Origin of the sequence: Corynebacterium sp. (assembly GCF_043426755.1) — a bacterium.
In the GTDB taxonomy this organism is placed as follows: Bacteria; Actinomycetota; Actinomycetes; order Mycobacteriales; family Mycobacteriaceae; genus Corynebacterium.
The window spans coordinates 14,399-37,633 of record NZ_JBHWRP010000065.1 but is presented as its reverse complement, the minus strand read 5'-3'; the positions used below and the strand labels follow the sequence as shown (position 1 = coordinate 37,633).

25 protein-coding genes are annotated in these 23,235 nt (G+C 59.6%); 11 read left to right on the top strand and 14 right to left on the bottom strand.

Features of this window, described 5'->3' with window-relative positions; all coding sequences use genetic code 11:
- Positions 1–15 precede the first annotated feature (15 nt).
- Both ACHFGA_RS05955 and ACHFGA_RS05950 read left to right on the top strand, forming a co-directional pair.
- Positions 16–1,107, top strand: coding sequence for a DNA recombination protein RmuC (locus ACHFGA_RS05955; protein WP_394281497.1), 1,092 nt, complete (start codon positions 16–18; stop codon positions 1,105–1,107).
- Between the two features lie 39 nt (positions 1,108–1,146).
- Positions 1,147–1,836, top strand: coding sequence for a DUF6542 domain-containing protein (locus ACHFGA_RS05950; RefSeq protein ID WP_394281496.1), 690 nt, complete (start codon positions 1,147–1,149; stop codon positions 1,834–1,836).
- A gap of 14 nt (positions 1,837–1,850) precedes the next feature.
- Here ACHFGA_RS05950 and ACHFGA_RS05945 read toward each other — a convergent pair whose 3' ends face one another.
- A complete protein-coding gene (locus ACHFGA_RS05945) occupies positions 1,851–2,801 on the bottom strand; it encodes a 4-hydroxy-3-methylbut-2-enyl diphosphate reductase (RefSeq protein ID WP_394281495.1) in 951 nt (316 codons plus the stop codon).
- A gap of 107 nt (positions 2,802–2,908) precedes the next feature.
- Between ACHFGA_RS05945 and xseA the strand changes: the two genes are divergently transcribed.
- Positions 2,909–4,177 carry an exodeoxyribonuclease VII large subunit gene (xseA, locus tag ACHFGA_RS05940; protein ID WP_394281494.1) on the top strand — a complete coding sequence of 423 codons (1,269 nt, stop codon included), beginning with the start codon at positions 2,909–2,911 and terminating at the stop codon, positions 4,175–4,177.
- 28 nt (positions 4,178–4,205) lie between these two features.
- Positions 4,206–4,487, top strand: coding sequence for an exodeoxyribonuclease VII small subunit (locus ACHFGA_RS05935; protein ID WP_394281493.1), 282 nt, complete (start codon positions 4,206–4,208; stop codon positions 4,485–4,487).
- On the opposite strand, the gene ACHFGA_RS05930 is transcribed toward ACHFGA_RS05935, so the two are convergent.
- Positions 4,484–5,059, bottom strand: coding sequence for a DUF4245 domain-containing protein (locus tag ACHFGA_RS05930; protein ID WP_394281492.1), 576 nt, complete (start codon positions 5,057–5,059; stop codon positions 4,484–4,486). The genes ACHFGA_RS05935 and ACHFGA_RS05930 overlap by 4 nt on opposite strands.
- Before the next feature lie 253 nt (positions 5,060–5,312).
- On the opposite strand from ACHFGA_RS05930, the gene glpX reads away from it, so the two are divergent.
- From glpX to ACHFGA_RS05915, 3 genes are all read left to right on the top strand, one after another.
- Positions 5,313–6,323, top strand: coding sequence for a class II fructose-bisphosphatase (gene glpX / locus ACHFGA_RS05925; RefSeq protein ID WP_394281491.1), 1,011 nt, complete (start codon positions 5,313–5,315; stop codon positions 6,321–6,323).
- A 59-nt stretch (positions 6,324–6,382) separates the two neighbouring features.
- Positions 6,383–7,783 carry a class II fumarate hydratase gene (locus ACHFGA_RS05920; RefSeq protein WP_394281490.1) on the top strand — a complete coding sequence of 467 codons (1,401 nt, stop codon included), beginning with the start codon at positions 6,383–6,385 and terminating at the stop codon, positions 7,781–7,783.
- A gap of 64 nt (positions 7,784–7,847) precedes the next feature.
- Positions 7,848–8,384, top strand: a complete 537-nt coding sequence (locus ACHFGA_RS05915) for a hypothetical protein (protein ID WP_394281489.1) — start codon at positions 7,848–7,850, stop codon at positions 8,382–8,384.
- Here the strand turns inward: ACHFGA_RS05915 and ACHFGA_RS05910 are convergent.
- Complete coding sequence (locus ACHFGA_RS05910) at positions 8,352–9,272, bottom strand: hypothetical protein (RefSeq protein WP_394281488.1); 921 nt, start codon at positions 9,270–9,272, stop codon at positions 8,352–8,354. The two genes, ACHFGA_RS05915 and ACHFGA_RS05910, sit on opposite strands and share 33 nt — an antisense overlap.
- Positions 9,273–9,573: 301 nt before the next feature.
- Here ACHFGA_RS05910 and ACHFGA_RS05905 point away from each other — a divergent pair, with 301 nt between their 5' ends.
- Positions 9,574–11,151, top strand: a complete 1,578-nt coding sequence (locus ACHFGA_RS05905) for an MDR family MFS transporter (RefSeq protein ID WP_394281487.1) — start codon at positions 9,574–9,576, stop codon at positions 11,149–11,151.
- A 10-nt stretch (positions 11,152–11,161) separates the two neighbouring features.
- Here the strand turns inward: ACHFGA_RS05905 and ACHFGA_RS05900 are convergent, their stop codons facing one another.
- The 4 genes from ACHFGA_RS05900 to ACHFGA_RS05885 form a co-directional block, all read right to left on the bottom strand.
- Positions 11,162–11,716, bottom strand: a complete 555-nt coding sequence (locus tag ACHFGA_RS05900; protein ID WP_394281486.1) for a GNAT family N-acetyltransferase — start codon at positions 11,714–11,716, stop codon at positions 11,162–11,164.
- 42 nt (positions 11,717–11,758) lie between these two features.
- Positions 11,759–13,102 carry a PhoH family protein gene (locus tag ACHFGA_RS05895; protein WP_394281485.1) on the bottom strand — a complete coding sequence of 448 codons (1,344 nt, stop codon included), beginning with the start codon at positions 13,100–13,102 and terminating at the stop codon, positions 11,759–11,761.
- Positions 13,103–13,216: 114 nt separating this feature from the next.
- Positions 13,217–13,852, bottom strand: a complete 636-nt coding sequence (locus tag ACHFGA_RS05890; RefSeq protein ID WP_394281484.1) for an LGFP repeat-containing protein — start codon at positions 13,850–13,852, stop codon at positions 13,217–13,219.
- A 52-nt stretch (positions 13,853–13,904) separates the two neighbouring features.
- The gene (locus ACHFGA_RS05885; protein ID WP_394281483.1) at positions 13,905–14,543 is read right to left on the bottom strand and encodes a LysR family transcriptional regulator substrate-binding protein; all 639 of its coding nucleotides are present in this window, start codon (positions 14,541–14,543) and stop codon (positions 13,905–13,907) included.
- A gap of 24 nt (positions 14,544–14,567) precedes the next feature.
- On the opposite strand from ACHFGA_RS05885, the gene ACHFGA_RS05880 reads away from it, so the two are divergent.
- Positions 14,568–14,945: a DUF5997 family protein gene (locus ACHFGA_RS05880; RefSeq protein WP_394281482.1), complete on the top strand. Its 378-nt coding sequence runs from the start codon at positions 14,568–14,570 to the stop codon at positions 14,943–14,945.
- A 3-nt stretch (positions 14,946–14,948) separates the two neighbouring features.
- On the opposite strand, the gene ACHFGA_RS05875 is transcribed toward ACHFGA_RS05880, so the two are convergent.
- Both ACHFGA_RS05875 and glyA read right to left on the bottom strand, forming a co-directional pair.
- Positions 14,949–16,187 (bottom strand): alpha-amylase family glycosyl hydrolase, encoded by a 1,239-nt coding sequence (locus ACHFGA_RS05875; protein WP_394281481.1) that lies wholly within the window; start codon positions 16,185–16,187, stop codon positions 14,949–14,951.
- A 169-nt stretch (positions 16,188–16,356) separates the two neighbouring features.
- On the bottom strand, positions 16,357–17,646 hold the full coding sequence (gene glyA, locus ACHFGA_RS05870; protein WP_394281480.1) for a serine hydroxymethyltransferase: 1,290 nt from the start codon (positions 17,644–17,646) through the stop codon (positions 16,357–16,359).
- Between the two features lie 144 nt (positions 17,647–17,790).
- Between glyA and coaA the strand changes: the two genes are divergently transcribed.
- On the top strand, positions 17,791–18,717 hold the full coding sequence (coaA, locus tag ACHFGA_RS05865) for a type I pantothenate kinase (protein WP_394281479.1): 927 nt from the start codon (positions 17,791–17,793) through the stop codon (positions 18,715–18,717).
- A gap of 3 nt (positions 18,718–18,720) precedes the next feature.
- On the opposite strand, the gene ACHFGA_RS05860 is transcribed toward coaA, so the two are convergent.
- From ACHFGA_RS05860 to mca, 5 genes are all read right to left on the bottom strand, one after another.
- Positions 18,721–19,227, bottom strand: coding sequence for a flavodoxin domain-containing protein (locus tag ACHFGA_RS05860; RefSeq protein ID WP_394281478.1), 507 nt, complete (start codon positions 19,225–19,227; stop codon positions 18,721–18,723).
- A gap of 20 nt (positions 19,228–19,247) precedes the next feature.
- Entirely contained in the window at positions 19,248–20,018 is a 771-nt protein-coding gene (locus tag ACHFGA_RS05855) for an isoprenyl transferase (RefSeq protein WP_394281477.1), read from the bottom strand.
- Positions 20,019–20,040: 22 nt separating this feature from the next.
- Positions 20,041–21,135 carry a 3-deoxy-7-phosphoheptulonate synthase gene (locus tag ACHFGA_RS05850; RefSeq protein ID WP_394281476.1) on the bottom strand — a complete coding sequence of 365 codons (1,095 nt, stop codon included), beginning with the start codon at positions 21,133–21,135 and terminating at the stop codon, positions 20,041–20,043.
- 222 nt (positions 21,136–21,357) lie between these two features.
- Positions 21,358–21,648: a hypothetical protein gene (locus ACHFGA_RS05845; protein ID WP_394281475.1), complete on the bottom strand. Its 291-nt coding sequence runs from the start codon at positions 21,646–21,648 to the stop codon at positions 21,358–21,360.
- A complete protein-coding gene (gene mca, locus ACHFGA_RS05840) occupies positions 21,648–22,532 on the bottom strand; it encodes a mycothiol conjugate amidase Mca (RefSeq protein ID WP_394281474.1) in 885 nt (294 codons plus the stop codon). Before mca ends, ACHFGA_RS05845 begins: the two co-directional genes overlap by 1 nt.
- 143 nt (positions 22,533–22,675) lie before the next feature.
- Here mca and ACHFGA_RS05835 point away from each other — a divergent pair, with 143 nt between their 5' ends.
- Positions 22,676–23,149: a DUF4307 domain-containing protein gene (locus ACHFGA_RS05835; protein ID WP_394281473.1), complete on the top strand. Its 474-nt coding sequence runs from the start codon at positions 22,676–22,678 to the stop codon at positions 23,147–23,149.
- Positions 23,150–23,235 lie beyond the last annotated feature (86 nt).

Here is a 23,235-nt window from a genome sequence, read left to right as displayed (position 1 = left end):
GGCACCATGCAAGACATGACTGCCACCGCTTCCTTGTTCCTCGCCCTGATCCTCGGCCTTATCATTGGTGCCGTTGTGGGCTACCTCTACCGAGGCCAGAAGCAACCCGCATCACCACCTCTTACACCACAGCAGCCGGCACTGGACGTAGCTCCGTTCACGCGTGAGCTCGAACGCCTCAACCAGCAGATCGACGAAATGGATGAAGATCGCGCCGTGGCCTACTCCGCGATCGCGAGCCAAGTCCAGGCCATCACGCGCACCTCAACCCGCCTCTCGGACCGCACAGACCAGCTCATTAACGCTTTACGCGCGCCCCAGATCCGTGGCCGGTGGGGCGAAATCCAGCTGGAACGCGTGGTTGAGCTCGGCGGGATGGTGGAACATTGTGACTTCGATGTCCAGGTCTCCGCCACCGTTGATGGGAAACAGCTACGCCCAGACATGCTCGTTCACCTCGCCGGAGGGCGAAACATCATTGTCGATGCCAAGGTGCCATTTTCTTCCTACCTTGACGCGCTGGACACCGACGACCCCGAAGAGAAGGCCGGGTACCTTCGTCGGCACGCACACCTCTTACGCTCGCATGTCGACGCGCTGGCATCCAAGGACTATATAACCGCCTTTCAGCCGACGCCCGAATTCGTCGTGATGTTTGTGCCGGCAGACCCCTTTCTGGATGCCGCATTGGAACAGGACCCAGAACTGCTGGACTACGCATTCGCGCGTGATGTTGTCATTGCTACTCCCACCACTTTGTTCGCCCTGCTTCGCACCGTCGGTTTGGGATGGCACCACGAGGATATTTCCGAACGCGCGCGAGAGGTTCAACGCCTCGGAGCCGAGCTCTACACCCGCATCAACACGATGGGAGAACATTACAATCGGGTCGGCTCCTCGTTGGAAAAAGCGGTCGACGCTTATAACGCGACCCTAGGATCAATGGATTCCAGGGTGATGGTGACCGCCCGCAAACTGGCAGAGCTTGATATTCCCGTCCGTTCCTCACGGCGACCAACACGCCTAGAAACCTCGACGGCGCCCGTGCGCAGTGTTCCAACTTCGCGTGACACCGACGAGAATCACCAGCAGACACAAGGCTGGTAACGTCACTATTTACGGATAGGGCAGGTAGAGTGTTGAGGCGTGTCACATCAGTCGAATCGGAGAAGCAGCCGCGCGTCAGCGTCGTTTGACGGTATCCCTACCATTTCAGCGATAGGGATCATCTCGGCTGCATTACTCACCGGTTTACTGATTAGCTGGAACGCTCAAGCGATCGGTTGGCCTTTCTTCCTGCTGTTTATCATCGCCAGTATTGTTTCTACCCTGTTGGTCAACCCTAAAGGTCTGTATCTCACAGTGGTGAGCATCCCGACCCTGTTCGCGTTTTTCCTCATTCTTACGGGCTGGGTGGTCAACCGTTCCGACCTCCCCGAAGGCGGCGATCCGTTTTCCAGCACGTCCCTGATTTTTTCTGTTTATCCACTAGTGCAGGGGTTCCCTGCATTAATTGCAGGATTCGTCGGCTCGATTCTCATCGCCGTGGTGCGAATCTGGCTGCTGAAACGCTATAACAAACAGGTCGACCGCACGCAGCAATCGTGGCGTCGGCACACCGCCGATACCAACGTGCGCAATCGCGGAGTCACGCAACGTGCCCGCGCTCGTTCCAATCAAGTCACAGTGCAGGAACTGCTGGAGCGCAGCGCCGCCCGCCGCAAAGACAGTCCCACACGCGGCCGTCGCCCCGTTGAGCGTTTAGAAAAGGAAAAGCCCAGCTCCCGGACGGAGTCTGTCCGCCGGTCGCTGAGCCAAGACCTCTACGACGACTAAAGCTACCCGAGCTATTAAGTACGCGCTGGGCGCAGCTCGCGTGGCAGCGAGAACTGGATGGTCTCAGTGGTCGTCGTGACCTCCTCGACGTTTCCATAGCCACGCTCTTCCAGCCAGGCGATGACCTCACGCACCAGAATCTCCGGCACGGAAGCACCGGAAGTCACACCAACTGTGGTGACACCTTCCAGCCACGCTTCATCAATCTGGTGTGCATAGTCCACCAAGTGTGCGTCATCGGCACCTGCGTCCAAGGCGACTTCGACTAGGCGCTTGGAGTTGGACGAGTTCTGCGAACCCACGACGATCATCAGCTCCACCCGGTCTGCCATGGCTTTCACCGCTCCTTGACGGTTTTGGGTGGCGTAGCAGATATCGTCGCTCGGCGGATCTTCCAGGTACGGGTACTTCTCGCGCAGCTTGGCCACGATCTCCATGGTCTCGTCCACAGAAAGGGTTGTCTGCGACAGCCATACGAGCTTCTGGTCTTCTGGGAAATCCGGTGCTGTGTCGACACCCTCTACTCCGTCGATCAGGTGGGTCACCTCTGGCGCTTCACCAGCGGTACCTTCTACCTCCTCGTGGCCTTCGTGGCCGACGAGCAAAATCTGGTAGCCATCGCGAGCGAAACGCTTCGCCTCATTGTGCACCTTGGTCACCAATGGGCAGGATGCGTCGAGCGTGAGCAGATTACGCTGCTTCGCTGATTCACGTACTGCGGGAGACACACCGTGGGCAGAAAACACGAGGTGTGCACCTTCAGGAACTTCGTCAGTTTCATCGACGAAGATCACTCCGCGTTCCTCAAGCGTTTCTACGACATACTTATTGTGAACAATTTCCTTGCGCACGTATATAGGAGCGCCATACTTTTCTAGGGCCTTTTCAACAGTATCGACAGCGCGGTCGACACCAGCGCAGTAACCACGTGGGGCGGCCAACAGGACGTTTTTTGTAGCACTCATGGAACCAACAGTAGCTAATCGGAGTCTAAAAAGACAGAGAGCTAGCAAGACAGGATAGAGTAGGTGAGCCCGCTGAGAACAGCGAATGCAATGAGAGGTGCGACACAGTGACACAACCCGGATCACAGTCAGGAGCAAAGCCACCGGCCAGCACGCCCGAAGTTCCGTGGCCCGTACGCAGGGTCAACACCACGGTCAAAGGGTGGATCGAACGCCTTGGGTGGCTATGGGTCGAAGGCCAGCTCACCCAAATCAACATGAAACCAACGTGGAAGCTGTCCTACCTGACGCTGCGCGATACCGAGGAGCAGGTCAGTGTTCAGCTCACCTGCTCAACCGATCTACTGCGCTCCATGCCCACCCCGCTGCGTGACGGCGACCGCGTGGTCGTCCACGGCAAGCCAGCCTTCTACGCGGCCCGTGGTTCCTTCTCACTCTGGGTCACGGAGATCCGCCATGTCGGCGAAGGCGAACTTTTGGCGCGCATCGAAGCTTTGCGGAAACAGCTGGCTGCGGAAGGGCTTTTCGACGCCTCCCGCAAACGTCCACTGCCCTACCTCCCGAAGAAGGTCGGCCTGATTACCGGTCGCGGTTCTGCCGCCGAGCGCGATGTGATTTCCGTGGCGCAGACGCGCTGGCCCGCAGTGCAGTTCGAGGTGATCAACACCGCGGTGCAAGGCGCCAACGCCGTACCCGAGGTGATCGCCGCCTTGCAGCAGCTCGACGCCAACCCAGACGTCGATGTCATCATCATCGCCCGCGGCGGCGGTTCAGTAGAGGACCTCCTGCCGTTTTCGGAAGAATCCTTGCAGCGCGCAGTCTCCGCGGCAGGAACGCCGGTGGTCTCAGCGATCGGCCATGAGCCGGATAATCCGGTGCTGGACAATATCGCCGACGTTCGCGCCGCCACCCCTACCGATGCCGCAAAACGAGTAGTCCCCGACGTTGCGCAAGAGCGTGCGCTTATCGACGAAGCCCGCGCCCGCATGGCGGCTTCCCTGCGCGGATGGGTGCAACGTGAACGCCGCGGCCTGGCCAATGTCCGGTCCCGGCCGGTATTGGCCGATCCCCTCACCCCGATCCACCGCCGCCGAGAGGAACTGGAGCGCGGACTCTCCCTCATCCGTCGCGACATCACCTATCTGCTCGGCCAGGAAACCTCGCGCATCCAAGCACTGCGCGCCCAGGTTTCAGCACTTGGCCCCTCAGCCACTCTCGAACGCGGCTACGCCGTCGTCCAGGTGTTGCCCCGCGACGGCTCCGGGGCCCAAGTGGTAACCAGCATCGAACAAACCCCACCCGGATCACAACTACGTATCCGTGTCGGCGACGGCTCTATCACCGCAGCTGGCATGGGTACTACCCCAGCAGACTAAAACCGCTCACCAGAACAAGGAGTTAGACATGGACAACCCCAACACCATCGGCACCGGCCAGGCTGGCGACAGCGCGTTCCCAGACGTATCCACCCTGTCCTACGAACAAGCACGCGACGAGCTCGTCGAAACAGTGAAAATCCTGGAACTAGGTCAAATGAGCCTGGACGAATCACTCAATTACTGGGAGCGTGGCGAAGCCCTAGCCAAGCGATGCGAGGTGCTTCTCGACGGCGCATCTCAGCGTGTCGAACAGGCCCTCCAGCAATCGCAGGCACCAGCCGCAAACGGCGAAGAACAAGAAAACTAGTTCGCAGTATCGATCGGTTCGGTGTTAATTGCAGTTTCGATCAGCTCATGAAATTCCTCGTCGGAACCCGCGCCGGTAAATAGCAGTACGGAGTCCCCCATATCGACGACGCGCAAATCACGCACGTCGTCGTGCTCCGACGTATACAGTTCGACCTCGTGGCCCGCAATCGTCGTAGAGGACTCATACTCGCGCGGATCGTCGTCGACACTCCGGACAGCGCTGTCAAGATCGACTCCCGTCTGCGTCATAGCCACATAACCCTCGTTCGGGGTGACCCACCCGACAACCGGCGCGGGCTGCCCGCTAACCATGGCGCGGCGCGCAGAGTTTGTCATCCAGCCTTCCCCCATCTCTGGGTAGCGCACCGGGAAGTCCATTCCCCGCGCCTCCATCTCAGTAAATGTCTTCGCATCCACCTCTTTGACGGGGCCGCTTTCCGGCGCGCCGGGGTTAAAGGTACACATTCCTGTAAAGCCCACAGCGACGAACATGAGCAGGAGGAGGACACCCATCGAGATGAGGATGTCGCGCCCGCCCTGGAAAATACGGGGTTTTTGTTCTTCAGCCACGGGCATAAGTATGTCACGTCCCACTCCCCTCCCCGACTGCACCCCCAGACTTGGCGATTCAGTGGTACTCGGGGAGCTCCCAGCGGGCAGAGGTGTCGAGATAAAAGACTTATTTCCCTGACTGCCCCATTCCGGGTGGGAATCTGCCCCTTTACCGGACTCAAAAGTGCAACAATAGAGGCAGGCGCCCGCGCCTTTTTACCCCTTTTGGTACCACCTATATGTATTTTTCGCCTTGGGAGGCTGACTGCTGATGACCACCAATTCCCCGGAACGCCCGGATCGTAACCTCGCAATGGAGCTCGTGCGCGTGACTGAGGCCGCCGCTCTGGCTTCCGGTCGCTGGGTGGGTCGCGGCCAGAAAAACGAAGGCGACGGCGCCGCGGTCGACGCCATGCGCCAGCTGATCAACTCCGTCAATATGGACGGCGTCATCGTCATCGGCGAGGGCGAAAAGGACGAAGCTCCGATGCTCTTCAACGGTGAGAACGTGGGCAACGGTGCAGGTGCCCCTATGGACATCGCTGTCGATCCCGTTGACGGTACCCGCCTGATGGCAGAAGGCCGCCCGAACGCGATTTCGGTCATTGCTGCCGCTGAGCGCGGTTCGATGTTCAACCCGAAGGACGCGTTCTACATGAACAAGATCGCCACCGGCCCAGAGGCTGCTGGCAAGATCGACATCACCGCACCTGTGGAGCACAACATCAAGGTTGTCGCGAAGGCCAAGGGCGTCCACCCGTCTGAGGTGACCGTGGTGGTACTGGACCGCCCACGTCACACCCAGCTGGTCAAGGATATTCGTGAGGCGGGCGCAAAGGTCCGCTTCATCATGGACGGTGACGTCGCAGGTGCCATCGCTACTGCTCAGGACAACAACTCGATTGACTTGGCTATGGGCGTCGGCGGCACTCCCGAAGGTGTCATCACCGCGTGTGCAATGCGCTGCCTCGACGGCGAAATCCAGGGCATGCTGGCACCACAGGATGATGAAGAGCGTGAGCGCGTCCTCGCCGCCGGCCACGATCTGGACCGTGTGTTGCTGACCACGGATCTGGTCACCTCGAACCACTGCTACTTCGCGGCGACCGGCGTGACCAACGGCGACATGCTGCGTGGCGTGTCCTACCGCTCCAACGGCGCGACGACCCGTTCCTTGGTCATGCGCTCCAAGTCGGGCACCGTGCGCTACGTCGAAAGCCTGCACAAGCTGTCGAAGCTGCAGGAGTACTCCGTGGTGGACTATTCCGATCCGGTGGAATAGAAAAATCGCTACCCTTGAGTTCGTAAACCACTTTCCAACCTTTGACAAAGGATGAATACATGACTGAGCAGGAATACCGCATCGAACACGACACCATGGGCGAAGTTAAGGTGCCCAAGGACGCACTGTGGCGCGCACAAACCCAGCGTGCGGTAGACAACTTTCCGATCTCCGGCCGCGGCCTGGAGTCGGCTCAGATCCGCGCTCTCGGCCTTCTCAAGGCTGCCTGCGCGCAGGTAAATAAGGATTCCGGTGCTCTCGACGCCGACAAGGCAGACGCAATTATCGCGGCGGCCAAGGAGATTGGCGAGAACAAGCACGACGAGTCTTTCCCCATCGACGTGTTCCAGACCGGTTCGGGTACCTCCTCGAACATGAACACCAACGAGGTCATCGCATCTCTGGCTGCACAAAATGGCGTTGAGGTCCACCCGAACGACCACGTGAACATGGGCCAGTCCTCCAATGACACCTTCCCCACCGCAACCCACGTGGCTGCTGTGAACGAAGCTGTTAATGATCTCATCCCGGGCTTGAAGGTTCTGCACGAGTCTCTGCAGAAGAAGTCCCAGGAGTTTGCGAAGGTCGTCAAGGCTGGGCGCACCCACCTGATGGATGCCACCCCGGTTACGTTGGGTCAGGAGTTCGGCGGTTACGCACGCCAGATTGAGCTTGGCATCGAGCGCGTCGAAGCCACTCTTCCGCGCCTCGGCGAGCTCGCCATCGGCGGCACCGCTACCGGCACCGGCCTGAACACCTCCGCCGATTTCGGCGCGAACGTCACCGAAGAGCTGAAGAAGCTCACTGGTTTGGAGGACCTGAAGGAGGCCGAGAACCACTTCGAGGCACAGGCTAACCGCGACGGCCTCGTCGAGTTCTCTGGCGCTATGCGTTCGGTTGCAGTGTCCCTGTACAAGATCGCTAACGATATCCGCCTGATGGGCTCGGGCCCACTCACCGGGCTGGCTGAAATCCACCTGCAGGACCTGCAGCCTGGTTCCTCCATCATGCCGGGCAAGGTCAACCCGGTCTTGTGTGAGACCGCAACCCAGGTGTCCGCTCAGGTGATCGGCAACGACGCAGCAGTAGCCTTCGGTGGTACCCAGGGCCAGTTCGAGCTCAACGTGTTCATCCCGATGATGGCGCGCAACGTGCTCGAGTCTGCTCGCCTGCTGGCGAACACCGCTCGCGTCTTCGCTGAGAAGTGCATCGACGGTATCACGGCTAATGAGGAGCGCATGAAGCAGTTCGCTGAGTCCTCCACCTCGATTGTGACACCGCTGAACTCCGCGATTGGTTACGAGAACGCTGCTAAGGCTGCAAAGCACGCCCTCAACGAGAAGATGACGGTCCGCGAAGCAGTCATTGATTTGGGCTTCGTCGATGGTGAGAACCTCACCGAGGAAGAGCTGGATAAGCGCCTCAACGTGTTGGACATGGCCAACACTGATCGCGATTAATCCCTAGCCATCCCGCCCCGGCGCCACAACGCAAGTGTGGCGCCGGGGCTTTTTAAGGTGCTTTATGTCTGATTCATTCTCCCAGCTGGAAAAGTCCGGCGGTTCCAACCGCCCCGTGGTTATCAGCGGAATCATCGTGCTCGTCGTGGCAATCTTTGCCGCGGTACTCGCCGCTTTCGTGGCCTTGTCGCGTGACGACGATTCCTCCGCGGCCTCCGCCACCCCGCCGGAGACGGTGACTGTGACCGCTACCCCACCGGAGCCAGACTTCGACCCAGAAAATAGTCCCGAGGGTACCTTCGTCGGCACGCTGACCAGCGTAGAAGACGACACAGCTGGGCGGTCGTGGCAGGCAGTGGCAACCTTCGGCGGCGACACGGGCCTCGTGGTCTACCCCGACCAAGGCTGCACGGTGTCGCTGACCCCATTGAGCCAGCAGACCTACCGCTCGACGCCGCTCACTGATTCGTGCACAGCCACCGAGGGCTTCTGGCAGGTCAGCCAGCCAGAATCTGGGCTGCTGGACCTTGCCTATGAGATCAACGGAGTCCCCACTGTTGAAGGAACTTTATCCCTCGGGGTTCCCGTCCGGCCGGAGTAGGCGCGTCAGGTAATCGTTCGGAGTAATGACGATGGCCTGAGCCTCCCGGTCGAAACTGGACAGCGTCTCGACAACACCATCCATCCAGAAATGCACTAGCCGCGACAGGGGCTGGTCCGTCGGGTAGCTCACGCACAGTTTCGCCATGGAGTTCAGCGCTTCGATAAGGGGCTCGCCCGCGACAACTGGAGCGACAAGAATCGTCGAGTGCGTAGGGATACCGAATAACAATCCCTGGGTGCGATCGACACGTGGGGCAAAGGTATCAAGCACAAGGTCCAAGTCCACCGCCGCGGAGGCAAGCTCAGAACCCACCGCTTCAATCGCGATGACACCGCCTCCCCGCTCAGTCACCTGAACGTCGAAGGTGGACTCAATATCGCTGCGAAGGTTAACTTGGGCCGCGCGCCGCAGTGAGGCGGGATCGTCGATACGCGCAAGAGCCTCCTCAGTCATCGTCTTGAAGCCCTCCCCCGTGTCCAATACGACAGTCAGCTCAGTGTCCCGCGTAAAGGTTCCGGTGCCATCTGCCACCGCCTTCAGCCGTGGCCGCAGGGCGGCATAGACGTTGGCGGTGGTGGTCCCTTCGCCACGCGGGGTGGCCAACATCTGGTCAATCAGTGACTGAGCAAGCCGGCGTGGCGCCTTGGGGTGTTCATTGCCCGCCAAGGCGTTGATGGTCCCGGTTAAATCCGCATCCACCGAGCCTAACCGCGGGTGGTCAATGCGCAGCGTGCGTCCGCTAATGCGCGCAGAGGCGCCCCGCTGTGCCGCAGCGGTGCGAATTTCGCTGCGCAACGAGGAGGCCCGGCGACGGTCCAGCCCGGGGAAGTTAGGATCTGGCTGGTGGGGGCGCCGCCCAGACCACATGGTCTTTCTAGCTCTCATGGTGCGACACCTGCTCCCTTTTTTCAGGTTGATTCTTCTCGCGTGTCTTTTCGCGCCCTTCCCATGCAGTGTAGTGTTTTCATGGCTCGATTGCTGCAGCCGGTATTCTTCCCTTTGCGGGAGCTTAGACCTTCGCTGAGAAATAGGGCTAGTATATTGTCATGATCACCGTCGCTAGGCGGTGACAATTTTCTGCCGATTTCACGCGGCGTACCTCCTTCAACTGAAACTGCTTGTGGATCTACTCCGTGTCGGCATACGCGTCTGCGTTTATCCGTATCGTCGAAAAATAACACAAGGAGTGGATTTGGTCAGCACCTCCGCGACAACACCATCGTCGCGATCAACCCAGCAACACCATAACGTTTGGCTGGTTTTCTCAGCGTTGGTCACCACCATGCTGATGAGCTCGCTGGGACAAATGATCTTCTCCACCGCCCTGCCCACCATCGTCGGTGAGCTCGGCGGCGTGGAGCAGATGAGCTGGGTCATCACCGCATTCATGGTCAGCATGACCATCGCGATGCCCATCTTCGGCAAAATCGGCGACACCCTGGGGCGTAAGTGGCTCTACATGTCCGGTATCGCCCTGTTCGTCATCGGCTCCACGGTTGGTGGCTTTGCGGACTCCATGACAGCCCTGATCATCGGCCGCGCCATCCAAGGTTTCGGCGGCGGCGGAATGATGGTGACCTCCCAGGCAATCGTCGCCGAGGTCATCCCCGCCCGTCAGCGCGGCAAGTACATGGGCATTTTGGGCGCGGTGTTCGGCCTGTCTTCGGTACTTGGCCCAGTACTTGGCGGTTGGTTCACCGACGGTCCTGGCTGGCGCTGGGGCATGTGGATGAACATTCCGCTCGGCATCGCAGCACTGACCGTGTGCTTCTTCGCTTTGAAGCTGCGCACCGGCTCCTCGGAGGGCAAACGCTTTGACTGGTTGGGCACTGCACTGATGGCCGTGGCCACCTCTACCCTGATCCTTTTCACCACCTGGGGTGGCAACGACTACGCCTGGAATTCGCCGACGATCCTCGCCCTCATCGCGATCTCGCTGGCCTGCTGGATCGGCTTCATCATCGTCGAACTGCGTGTCGACGATCCACTGGTCCCATTGAGCCTGTTCAAGAACCGCAACATGAGCTTAACGACGATCGCTGGTGTCGTCTTGGGCTTAGCCATGACGGGCACGCTCGCCTATATGCCGACCTACCTGCAGATGGTCCACTCCATGTCGCCGTCCGCTGCGGGACTCATGATGATCCCGATGACGGTGGGCATGCTGCTGACCTCCACCAGCGTGGGCTTCATCATCGCACGCACCGGCGCTTACAAAATCTTCCCGATCATCGGTTTGGGCTTGGCGGCCGCCGCACTGTTCTTGATGTCGCTGATGACCCCGCAGACACCGCTGTGGCAAGTTGGCGTGTACTTCTTCGTCTTTGGTTTCGGCCTTGGACTTGTGGTTCAGGTGTTGGTGCTGATTGTGCAGAACTCCTTCCCCATCACCGTGGTGGGTACCGCAACGGCCGCCAACAACTTCTTCCGCCAGATCGGTTCATCTCTGGGGTCGTCGTTGATCGGTTCGCTGTTCACGATGAATTTGGCGCGCGAGCTGCAGAACAATGTTCCTTCCGCGATTGCGTCCATGGGTGATGCCGGCGCACCTTACGCAGAAAAATGGGCCCAGGGTTCAGAGTTCGTTAACTCACTTACCCCAGGCCTAGTGGCTCAGCTACCGGATCCGCTTCGCGACGTGATCCAGCTCAGCTATAACGATGGCCTGACCCCCATCTTGTTGATGTTGGTTCCGGCCGTTGTGGTGTCGATGTTGCTCATGATTGGTGTCAAGGAAGACACCCTTAAGGACACCATCGAGTAGCGCCAAGCGACTACTCGATGGTGCCGGCGTTCCCTGCTTTCTCTTCCGGCTTGGCCAGCAGCTTTTCGTACACATCGGTGTCGCGCCACTGCCCGGCCAGCTCCCCGTAGGTCATCTTCGCCAGGTGATGGTAGGTGCCCACCTTCACGAAACCGCGGGAGAGGTGCAGCCGCGCCGAACCTTCGTTCTCAGGGAAAATCCACGCGTGGATCGCCCACTTGTCCAGCTCTTGGCAGACCTCCATGAGTTGGTCCAGCAGCGCGCCGGCGATCCCGCGGCCACGCGCATCCGGATGGATATAAATGGAGTCTTCCACGACTCCGTGGAACACGCTTCTCGACGATGCCGGCGCCGCCGAAGTCCAGCCGAGCAGTTTCGTATCGTCGTCTTCTTCCACGGCGACGAACACTGTTTCCATGATCTTGGATTGGGTGAACTGCTCCCAGGTTGGCCCCTTAGTTTCGTAGGTGGCGTGCCCTGTATCCAGGCCCATCTCATAAATGGAACGCACCTGAGGATAATCTTCTGGGCGCACGGGTCGGAGTATGAATCCAGCCTTAGTCATGCGTTCAATTGTTACTGATCATCTCAAACCGACGCAACTTATTTATTGGCCGTCCTCCAATAGGTCCGTGACCAGTTCTGCAATGGCAGAGCGCTCCGAGCGTGACAGCGTGATATGCGCGAAAAGATCATGGCCTTTCAGCTTCTCGATGACCGCCTGCACCCCATCGTGGCGTCCCACGCGCAAGTTATCGCGCTGTGCCACGTCGTGGGTGAGAATGACTCGCGAGCCGCGCCCCAGGCGAGATAGGACGGTGAGCAACACGTTGCGTTCCAGCGACTGCGCCTCATCGACGATGACAAAAGAATCGTGGAGGCTGCGTCCACGGATATGGGTCAGCGGCAAGACCTCCAGCAGTTCACGGTCCATGACCTCTTCCATCACGTTGTCGGAGACCACCCCTTCGAGGGTGTCATAGACCGCCTGCGCCCACGGGTTCATCTTCTCAGTCTCACTGCCCGGCAGGTAGCCCAGGTTCTGACCGCCCACAGCATAGAGGGGGCGGAACACGACGATACGCTTATGCAACCCGCGCTCGAGGACAGCCTCCAACCCTGCGCACAGTGCCAGTGCAGATTTACCCGTTCCGGCCCGGCCGCCGACCGAGACGATGCCGACTGAATCATCGAGCAGTAGATCGAGTGCGATCCGCTGCTCGGCCGAGCGCCCCGACAGGCCAAAGGCGGTGGTGTCCCCGCGCACTAGTCGCACTCCTCCACCTGGTGCGACGCGCCCCAGCGCGGACTGGGACCCGGCATTCAGAGTCACCCCGCAGTGCACGGGCAGGTCCTCAGTATCGACGGCAACAAAACCGGTGGAAAAGAGTTCGTCGATATCTTCGCCGGCAACCTCGAGTTCTGCCATCCCCGTGTACCCGGTCAGCACAACATCTTGGGCATGGTATTCGTCGGCAGGCAAACCGACCGACCCTGCCTTGACGCGCAGCGGCACGTCCTTGGTCACCAAAGTGACATCGTTGCCTTCGTGCATGAGGTTGATAGCACACGCCAAGATCCGGTGATCGCCCTCAGTACCCCGAAAGGCGGCGGGCAACAGGGACTGGTCCTGATGGTTGAGCTCGACGCGCAGCAGACCTCCCTCCACGTTGACGGGGATGGGATTATCGAGGCGCCCGTAGTCCTGCCGCAGGTCTTCCAACATGCGAAGAGCTTGGCGGGCGAACCAGCCAAGCTCTGGGTGATGACGTTTTACTTCCAGCTCCGTGATGACGACAAGCGGAAGAACCACATTGTGTTCAGCGAATTTCCGCAGCGCCCACGGGTCGGATAACAACACTGAAGTGTCTAGGACGTACGTTTTCACCTCCGTCACGCTCTCGGAAACTTCGGGCGAATAGTCGATCGAGGTGACAGATGGCTCATACATGTCCTGTACTCCCCTAGCTCTGGTGCAGTAGTTCGGTGGTCCGTACACCCATGAGCCTAGGGAGACAAAGTGTAAATTACATTGTTGGAAGATGAACTTCCGGTAACGAGGAGCTTATGGGCGAGGCTCAGTCTTTGCGCCCCACTCACCATTCTCGTTCACCCACTGCAGAACGCCATTGGTAAAGGACTGTGTCCAGCCCTGGCCGTCCTCCAGCTCTTCCTCGGGTGCGGTTGGCATACCGATCTCATTGTTCAAGCCGCCACCATCTTTCCAGGTCGCAGCGATCTGCCCGACGATCGGCGCAGCACCGTTATCCTGCGACCAGCCCACTAGGTTGCCGTCCGCAAATTCAGCCACGGCCTTATCACCATCCTGCTGGATGGTCTCCGGCAGGCCCCACTCACTTTCCTGGTTATCAATAGCGGTCTTCAGGTCCGCCGGGATCAATGCGGTTCCACCGTCGGCGGTTTCCTGCTCCACGGTCTCGCCCTCAGCACCAGCAGAGGTCGGCTCGTTGCCCTCAGCCTGTTCGTCGTCAGCCGCGGTATCGCCTTGGCCTTCGGTTTCAGAAGCATCGCTGGCGTGGACGTTTTCCGAGGCCTCATTCGGGGTTGCGTTTGCAGCGCCCTTGTCCTCGGTCACCGCCCCTTCACCGGGGTCCGATGCCGTATTTTCACTATCTCCACATGCCACAAGCCCACCAGACAAGGTGACTGCAGCTGCGATCGTTGCGATTGCGCGTTTCATAAATCATTCCTTCTTTCTAAAATTCTTATTCTTCCAGAATACAAACTTTTTCCTAACGGCGTTTCCTACTCCCCCTATTCTGGGGTTTGGATGCTTTTCGACGAGCCTCTTTCGCCAACCGCTTCTCCTTGGCATTGCGCCGTGGCGCCGCCGCTCGCGAGGAATTCGGGGTCCGTCCCTTCGCGATGCCAACGAAATCCTGAATTGCATCCGAGTCATCCTCTTTGCGCCACACCAACCCAATGGACGTAGTCTCGCCCGGCCAATCGCGCACCCCCAACGGAACAACTCGCTTTTTAGACAGCACCTTCAGCAACGGGCGCGGCGCAAATGCTACCCCAACGTTGGCGGCGACCACCTGCAATGCCGCGCGCAACTCTTCAGTGGTGGTGTGCTCGTTGACGTGCTCGTCGGCCAAGTCTGCCATGCGCACCGCTTCGCCAACCTCGGCATAGACCGATTCCTTGGGCACGGCCACGCCGGGTTCCTCGTCGTAAAGCACAACCGTGTGGAACTCGTCGCCAATCCGGGCGTCCGGCAACCGGGTCAGCGCCACGTCGGCCTCGCCGGCAAGCAGTACTCCGCAGGCATCGTCGGCATCGATGGTGGTCAGGCGGTGCGTCGTGGCGTGCGCGTAACGACGAAACCACTTGCCAGGTGCGGTTCCGGTGATGAAGGCGAGGCGAATCATGCGCTCAATGCTACCGTTTGAACCATGAGTGAAGAATTGAACTTCCAGGCAGAACCATCAGGTACCGCAATGAAGCCGGCGACCGCCGCGAAAAAGTTGGGCATCTACTTGCCCGCCACCCCGCAGGATTTCCAGGACGGGGCCGTCACCCACGCGCAGCTGCGCCAACTGCAGGACAACCCGCCACAGTGGCTCGAAGAGCTGCGCCTCAATGGCCCCCATCCCCGCCCCGAGGTGGCGCGCAAGCTTGGCATTAGCATCACGGCCCTGAAAAACAATGATATGGACAAGCCTTTGACCACCCAGGAGATCAAGGCGTTGCTGGCCGACCAGCCCGAGTGGCTGCGTGAGGCGCGCACCCAGCTTGCCGAATCGCGCGAGCAGAATGAGTCTGAGGACTAGAGCCTAGACCGCTTCCTGCTCTGCGACGTCACTGTCGTAGAAGCTGCGGTCCAGAACGAGGGCGCTGTCCAACAGCACAGAGGCGTGGGTGCGGCCCTCGTCGACACGCACGTGCACCATCAGCTCATGGCCGTCCCCGCGCACGGAATAGGCCAGGGCGGTTTCCTGGAATTCCTCGATGGCCAGCTCACCCGTGGCGATCCACGGGTTGGCTTGGCGGAAGGCGGCAAGGTCGCGGTAAAGCTTGAACATCCAGTTCCCGAAGCTGAAGAGCTGGTCTGGGTGCTCAGGAAGCTCGGGGCGCAGTGCGTCATCAGCCTCCCACCCCTCACCCTTCTCCCCGCGAAACGCCTGTTCATCGCCATAATATATGGAGGGCAGTCCCGGCAGCGTCAACAAGATCACGGCCGCAAGTGCCGCGCCGGAATCCCCGACCATGCTGGCCACCCGTGACACGTCATGGTTGCCCGCGAATGTCTGCATCAGGTTGCGGGCGGAGAAATCCTGGTGGCGCCACAGCGCGTGGTCCAGCTCCCACAGGTTGTTGGCCTGGATCGATGCCCACACGGCGTGCCACACCTCGTATTGCGTCATGGTATCCAAGTGCGAGTCACGTGCGAAATCCGCATAATCGCCGTGAATCATCTCACCGGAGAAGTACGCATTCGGGTGGCGCTGGCGCACCCGATCAGTCACCTCTGCCCAGAACCAGGTGGGCACGTCATAGGCGACATCGAGGCGCCAGCCTGCAATGCCACGGTCGAGCCAATAGTTCATCACGTCGACGACAAAGTCTACGCAGCGCGGATCCTCGTGATCGAGCTCCGCCAAGGTGCCGTCGCCCTCCCAGCCGGCCAGCGTGCCGTCCGCGTTTCGACGAACGGGGCCGCCATGGTGGACGAAGGCGTGATTGATACACACGTGGTTAAAGACGCCGTCGAAGATGACGTCGATGTCGCGGGCGCGGGCTTCGTCGATAAGCGCGATCATGTCGTCCTCGGTGCCTAGGCGCGAGTCGATCGAGAAGTGATCGAGGGTGTCGTAGCCGTGGGCCGTGGATTCAAAAACGGGTCCGAGAAGTAGGCCCGTCGCGCCGAGTTCCGCGGCGTAGTCGAGCCAGTTGATCAGCCGCAGGATGCGGTGCCCGTGGTCGGAACCATCGGTCGGGCGCTGACGGATCGGGGCGCCAAGTGCGCCGAGTGGGTATACATGCCACCACAATTGGTTAGCTAAGTTATTCATGCCTACTCAAACCTCCTTAAGGTTAATGAGGCCTTCGAGCCAACAACCTACCCCGAAAGGTCCGATCTTTGGAATCCTGGGCGGTGTTTTGAGGCAAATTGGACGACAGCACGAAAACGCGCCGCAGATCACATAGTGACCTCCGGCGCGCCTGATTGCTCTGCAGAACTTAGAGCAGCTTCCAGTCCTCCAAGCCCTCGTACAGTGGGTACTGCTCAGCCAGCTTGGTCACGCGGGCGCGCAGACCGTCCACGTCAGCATTCTTGCCCGCGGCCAGAGCCGTACCGATGATATCGGCGGTCTCGGTGAAGGCTTCCGCGTCGAAACCGCGGGTGGCAAGTGCCGGGGTACCGATGCGCAGACCAGAGGACACGGCTGGCGGACGTGGGTCGAATGGCACCGAGTTGCGGTTGACGGTAATACCAACCTCGTGCAGGAGGTCCTCGGCCTGCTGGCCGTCCATCTCTGAGTTCCGCAGATCCGCGAGCACCAGGTGCACGTCGGTGCCGCCGGTCAGAACGTCAACACCGGCTGCTTTGCAGTCCTGCGCGGTCAGGCGCTCGGCCAGAATGCGTGCGCCCTCGAGCGTGCGTGCCTGACGGTCCTTGAAGCCATCGGTAGCCGCAATCTTCAGCGCCGTCGCTTTTGCAGCGATCGCGTGCATCAGCGGGCCACCCTGCTGGCCAGGGAACACGGCGGAGTTCAGCTTCTTGGTGTAGTCCTCGCGTGCCAGGATCATGCCGGAGCGCGGGCCACCGATGGTCTTGTGGATCGTGGTAGAAACCACGTCCGAGTGCGGCACCGGCGATGGGTGCAGGCCGGCGGCAACCAGACCCGCGAAGTGGGCCATGTCCGTCCAGAGGAATGCACCTACCTCGTCGGCAATCGCGCGGAACGCCTCAAAGTCGAGGGTGCGGGGGTAAGCGGACCAGCCGGCAATCAGCACTTTCGGCTTGTGCTCCAAGGCTGCTTCGCGCACCTTATCCATGTCGATGCGCATGGTCGCTGGGTCTACCTCATAGGCGACAACGTTGTACAGACGACCGGAGAAGTTCGCCTTCATCCCGTGGGTGAGGTGGCCGCCGTGTGCCAGCGACAGGCCCATGATGGTGTCGCCAGGGCGGATCAACGCATGCAGTACTGCCGCGTTCGCCTGCGCACCAGAGTGTGGCTGCACGTTGGCGTACTCAGCACCGAAAAGACTCTTCGCACGCTCAATGGCTAGGTTCTCCACGACGTCGGCGTTTTCACAGCCACCGTAGTAGCGCTTCCCTGGATAGCCCTCGGCGTACTTATTGGTGAACACGGAACCCTGCGCCTGCAACACGGCGCGGGGAACGAAGTTCTCCGAGGCGATCATTTCTAAGGTGTTTCGCTGGCGCGTCAGCTCGCCAACGATTTGCTCGTGGATTTCGGGATCCAACTGTGCGAGTTCTTGATACAAAACGTTGTCAGTCATGTGGGCGTTTATGCCTTTCCACAAGGATTTAGGGCGGATGCTACCGCAGCTGAGTGTACGACAAATCTGCACCAATTCTGTAAAAACCTGGAAAAATTGGCCCCCTAGCCCCGATTCGGGGCAGCAGGTGCAACAATAGTGCTCATGGCACGAAGCACCGATTCCAGCCCGTACCTTGATTTCACGCGCGAAACTTGGCGTGACCTTCGCGCGACCATGCCCATGGTGCTCAAGGAGTCTGAGCTGGAAGAGCTACGCGGCGTGGGAGAAAATATTGACCTCGGGGAGGTCTCAGACATCTACCTCCCCCTGTCTCGCCTGATCCACTTGCAGGTTCACGCCCGCCAACAACTCACGGCGGCCACTGAGATCTTTTTGGGCGACAACCCAGGTCACGTCCCCTTCATCATTGGTGTGGCCGGTTCCGTCGCGGTGGGTAAGTCCACGACAGCGCGTTTGCTCCAGGTACTGCTCCAGCGCTGGGAGACCCACCCGCGGGTGGACTTGGTCACAACAGACGGTTTCCTCCTTCCCTCCTCGGAGCTCAAGGAGCGCAAGCTGATGTCTAGGAAGGGTTTCCCAGAGTCCTATGATCGCCGGGCCCTGCTGCGCTTTGTCACCGACGTGAAGTCCGGCAAGCCCGCGGTCAAGGCACCGCTTTATTCGCACACGGCCTATGACGTGCTTCCCGACGAATACCAGATCGTCGATAAACCCGACATCCTCATCCTGGAGGGCCTCAACGTGTTGCAAACAGGGCCCACCTTGATGGTCAGTGACCTTTTCGACTTCTCCGTGTACGTCGATGCCCGCACCGAGCACATCGAGCATTGGTATATCGAGCGCTTCCTCAAATTGCGCAGCACAGCCTTCCGCAAGCCGGGCGCGCACTTCGCCAAGTATGCCGACCTCGACGACGCCAAAGCCGAGCACGTGGCCCGCGAAATCTGGCAGTCGATTAACCTGCCAAACCTGGTGGAAAATATTCTGCCCACCCGCGTCCGCGCCTCCCTCGTGCTGCACAAGGGGCGCGACCACCAGGTGGAGCGGGTCCGGATGCGCAAGATTTAGCCGCTATCGCGATTGCTCAATCCATTCGACGATGGGGTCAAGCTCTGCGAAATCGACGCGGTCAACATCCTTGTCGTAAGAGGCGATCATCGCCTTGTCATTCTCCGATTTGCGGGGTTTCATGCGTAGCGCATTGATCACCCCAAACATGACGGACTTGTGGGCTGAGCTAATTTCAGAATAATTCAACCGGCCAGGCAGGTAGAAGCGCTCCACGTGAGAATAGTCGCTTCCCAGGGCGCCTTTCAGCTGGTCTTTGGAGCGCGCGAAGTCAGGCAGGCTCATGCCTACCGCGGCGACGGCAACAGGCCGGCCCCCAAAATCGTGGTCTTTGACAAAGCTCACCGCCGGCACCGACGGGCCATGCACCGGTGAGAGGACGACGACGGGGCCTTCTCCCAGCTCCGGGGTCTCGCTGATTTCTTGAACATTCGCGTCGACGCGACGTGCTAGTTCTTCGGCATACTCACGGGTGGAACCATAAGTAGAGGAATAGAAGATCACTGTCATAGGGACAGTCTAACTGCTAGTTACTTCCCAAAGCGGCGCGAACGCTGAGAATAATCACGCAGCGCGCGCAAGAAGTCGATCTTGCGGAAAGCCGGCCAGTAGGTGTCTGTAAACCAGATCTCCGAATACGCTGACTGCCACAGCAGAAACCCGCTCAACCGCTGTTCCCCAGAGGTACGGATCACCAAATCCGGGTCAGGCTGGCCCTTGGTATACACGTGAGTGGATATGGACTCCACGCTCACCTTGTCTGCCAGTTCGCTCGCGGGTGTTCCAGCAGCTAATTCTTCGTCGATAAGCGCCTTCACGGCGTCGACGATCTCCTGCCGCCCGCCGTAGCCCACGGCGATATTTACCGTGAGCCCCGGCTTTTCGTGTGTGGTGTCGGCGGAGCTGCGCATCCTTTCTGCCACTTCCGGCGGAAGCAGGTCAAGGTGCCCAACCAGGCGCACTTTGCACGTGTGGTCCTCTGCGGCGAGGTCCTCGATGACCTCAGAGATGATATCGAAAAGCAGCCCGACTTCCTGTTTAGTGCGCTGCAGATTCTCCGTGGACAGCAGGTAGATGGTGATGACTTCGACTTCGGTATCCGCGCTCCAACGCACGAGCTCGCCAATTTTGTCCGCCCCAACACGGTGACCGTGCGAAATATCGGTAAATCCGGCCTCGCGCGCCCAGCGACGGTTGCCGTCGGCCATCACCGCAATATGCTTCGGTTGCTTCTTGCCCCGCAGTTCGCGCTGCAGGCGCGCTTCATACAGCGGGTACAAGATCCTTTCGAGCACATTCACACCATTAAGTGTAGCGGGTGTCTTAATTACTCCTGCGAGCGCGTACCGCCGACGCGAGTTCTTCCAGCAAATCCACAGTAGTGTCGAAGTCCATGCACGCATCCGTGACCGACTGGCCGTAGACCAGCCCTTCACCGCCATTGACCTTCAGCTTTTCCGGATCCAGCTTCTGCGCCCCGGCCACAAGGAAGGATTCCAGCATCACGCCCGCGATATGCTCGTTCCCCTCGGATACCTGCGCCGCGACCTCCCGCGTCACCTCCGCCTGACGCTCATGGTCCTTGCCGGAGTTCGCGTGCGAGGCATCGATCATGATCCGCGAATCCGGGCCAAGCTTATCGACGACCGCCCGCACCGATTCCCGGTCGAAGTTCGGGCCGTTGCTACCACCGCGCAAGATGACGTGGCAGTGCGGATTGCCCTCGGTCTCCACGACGGACGGGACGCCATCGTCGGATACTCCAAAGAAGAAATGTGGATGCTGGGCCGCCCCCACCGCATCGACGGCGACCTGGATGGAGCCGTCGGTGCCGTTCTTGAAACCAATCGGCATACTCATGCCGCTGGCCAGTTGGCGGTGTACCTGCGACTCTGTTGTGCGTGCGCCGATCGCACCCCACGCCACGGCGTCCGCGTAGTACTGCGGGCTGGAGGGTTCTAAGAATTCGCACCCGGCGGGCAGGCCGGTGGTGACCACGTTGGTCAGCACCTCGCGGGCGAGGCGGAGACCCTTTTCAACGTTGTAGGTGCCGTTTAAGTCGGGATCATTAATCAGGCCCTTCCACCCCACCGTGGTGCGTGGCTTTTCAAAGTAGACGCGCATGACTACCTTGAGGTCCCCGTCGAGGCGCTTCGCCAGGGGTGCGAGGCGGTCGGCGTATTCCTGCGCCGCAACAGGATCGTGGATCGAGCACGGTCCGACGACGACAACCAGGCGATCGTCTTCACCGGCAAAGATATCGGCGATGTCTTGGCGGTCGCGCTCTACCTTGTCCAGCTTTGTTTCATCGAGAGGAAGCGCTTTTTGCACCTCTACCGGGCTGGGGAGTGTGTGGAAGGCGCGAATGCGTTTATTAGATGTCGATGCTGAATCTGACAGTGATACTGGCTGTGACATATCGGGGATTCTTTCTCGTGTGCAGTGCTTGAATGAGCTTGTATAAGTTGGCAAACAAAAAAGCAGCCCCTCTACCCTTGTGCGGGGAGGTGCTGCTTGGCTCCTGGACGTTCGTCAGTGATTAGCTAGTCATGCGCGACTGACAAGACTGGGAACGCTCCCGGAGCCCTGCCAAAATAAAATCGCTGTACGAACATGAGCCTGAGTATAGCAGAACTATTTTTAGAAGCGGGATTTCTTGCGGCGGTCCAAGACCCCCGCCTCTTCCATGGCCTTATCCAGCGTCTCAGTATCGAAGACGTCGATGTCGTGGGCCTCAGCAAACATGCGGCGACGATTGAAGCGGGAGTAACGGCGGTGGAACGCCCACCCCAGCATCAGGATGACCACCAGCAGGCCAACCACAATCAGCATGCCAATCGGGGATGCTTTACCGAACTCCGGACCCAGCAGCCCACCGTCCGGGTTTTGTGCCAACACGTAGGTCACCACGTTGGTTGCTGCAACGTTCATTATTTCTGTTCCTCATCTGCAGGTTCAATACCTGCGAACAAATCGTCTTCAGGCATGTGCGTGGACACGCGGGTGCGCGCCAGTTCAAACTCTTCGGTCGGCCACAATTCCTGCTGTGTCTCCACCGGGGTGGCCAGGAAAGCTCCGGCCGGGTCGATCTGGGTGGCGTGCGCCAGCAGCGCCTGTTCACGGTTGGAGAAGTAGTCACGGCAGTCCACCTGCGTTGTCACCCGCGCCATGATGTCGGCCTTATTTTCTTCCCAGCGCTTAATCATCGGCCCGTAGGGGCTACGCTTGCCCTGCTGCTTCAGGCGCTCGTCGAAAAGCACCATGCGCTGCAGCACGAAGCCGTGGGTGTAGTACATCTTCAACATGGTCCATGGCTCCCCGGCCTCGGGCGCGAATTCTGGGTCCCCCGATTTTTCCCACGCCATCATGGAAATTTCGTGGACCATCAGGTGGTCTGGGTGCGGGTAGCCGCCGTTTTCGTCGTAAGTGATCAGAACGTGGGGGCGGAACTCGCGAATGACCTTGACGAATTCCTTGGTCACCTCGACGGGGTCTTGGCGCGCAAAGCAGCCCTCAGGCAGCGGCGGCAAGGGATCGCCTTCTGGAAGTCCGGAGTCCTCGTAGCCCAGCCACATCTGCTGCACGCCAAGTGCCGCGGCTGCCTTGGCCATTTCCTCACGGCGAATCGGGATCATGTTTTCCAGCACGCCTGGGCGGTCCATACCTGGGTTCAGGATGGAGCCTCGCTCCCCTCCTGTACACGTAACGACGAGCACCTCGTGCCCTTCGTCAGCGTACTTCGCCATGGTCGCTGCACCCTTCGAAGACTCATCGTCGGGGTGTGCGTGAATCGCCATGAGGCGCAGGCCGCTCAATGAAATGCCACCTTCCGGTAGTTCGGGCTTAATTCGACTTTAATGATCGACTTTAGCGTTCGATATTAGTTAACGACAGACAATCTTAGTACCATCGCTTCTAAAGTCATTTTTATTGTGCGTCCCAGTGAGGTCTTAGCCCGGTGTCTACCCCAGAACAGTCACGTCCCGTCCAACGCTACGGGAAGGAAAAGGCCCTTGAAAAGCCAAAGGGCACAATGGGGAAAGTGCTTGCTGCCATCTTTGCGATCGTCATCGCGATCATCCTTGTGATGGGCATGCGCACCGTCATGACTCGTGACGATTCCCCTATTGAGGCGACGTACGTGAATCATGAGCGTCTCGACGACAATACCTCCCGAGTGTGGCTCGATGTGGTGCGCGAAGATACTTCACAGCCCTCCTACTGCATTGTCACCGCATTGAACTACTCCATGGCAGAGGTTGGGCGCCGTGACGTGGTCATCCCTGCCGGAGGCGAGGAACAGATCCGAATGTCCGCAGACTTACCGGTGCGTGACTACCCGGTGGCTGGATCCATCTATGGCTGTTCGTCGAATATGCCGTCCCATTTGAAGACGGAGGACACAGTGTATGACGTTGCGCGCACCGGCTAGGCAGGCGCATAGCCAGCTATGGGGCCTGTGGTAGTATGCCCCTTTAGTCCACGCGTGCCCAACGCGTTTTTTCATTTCCCACAGTT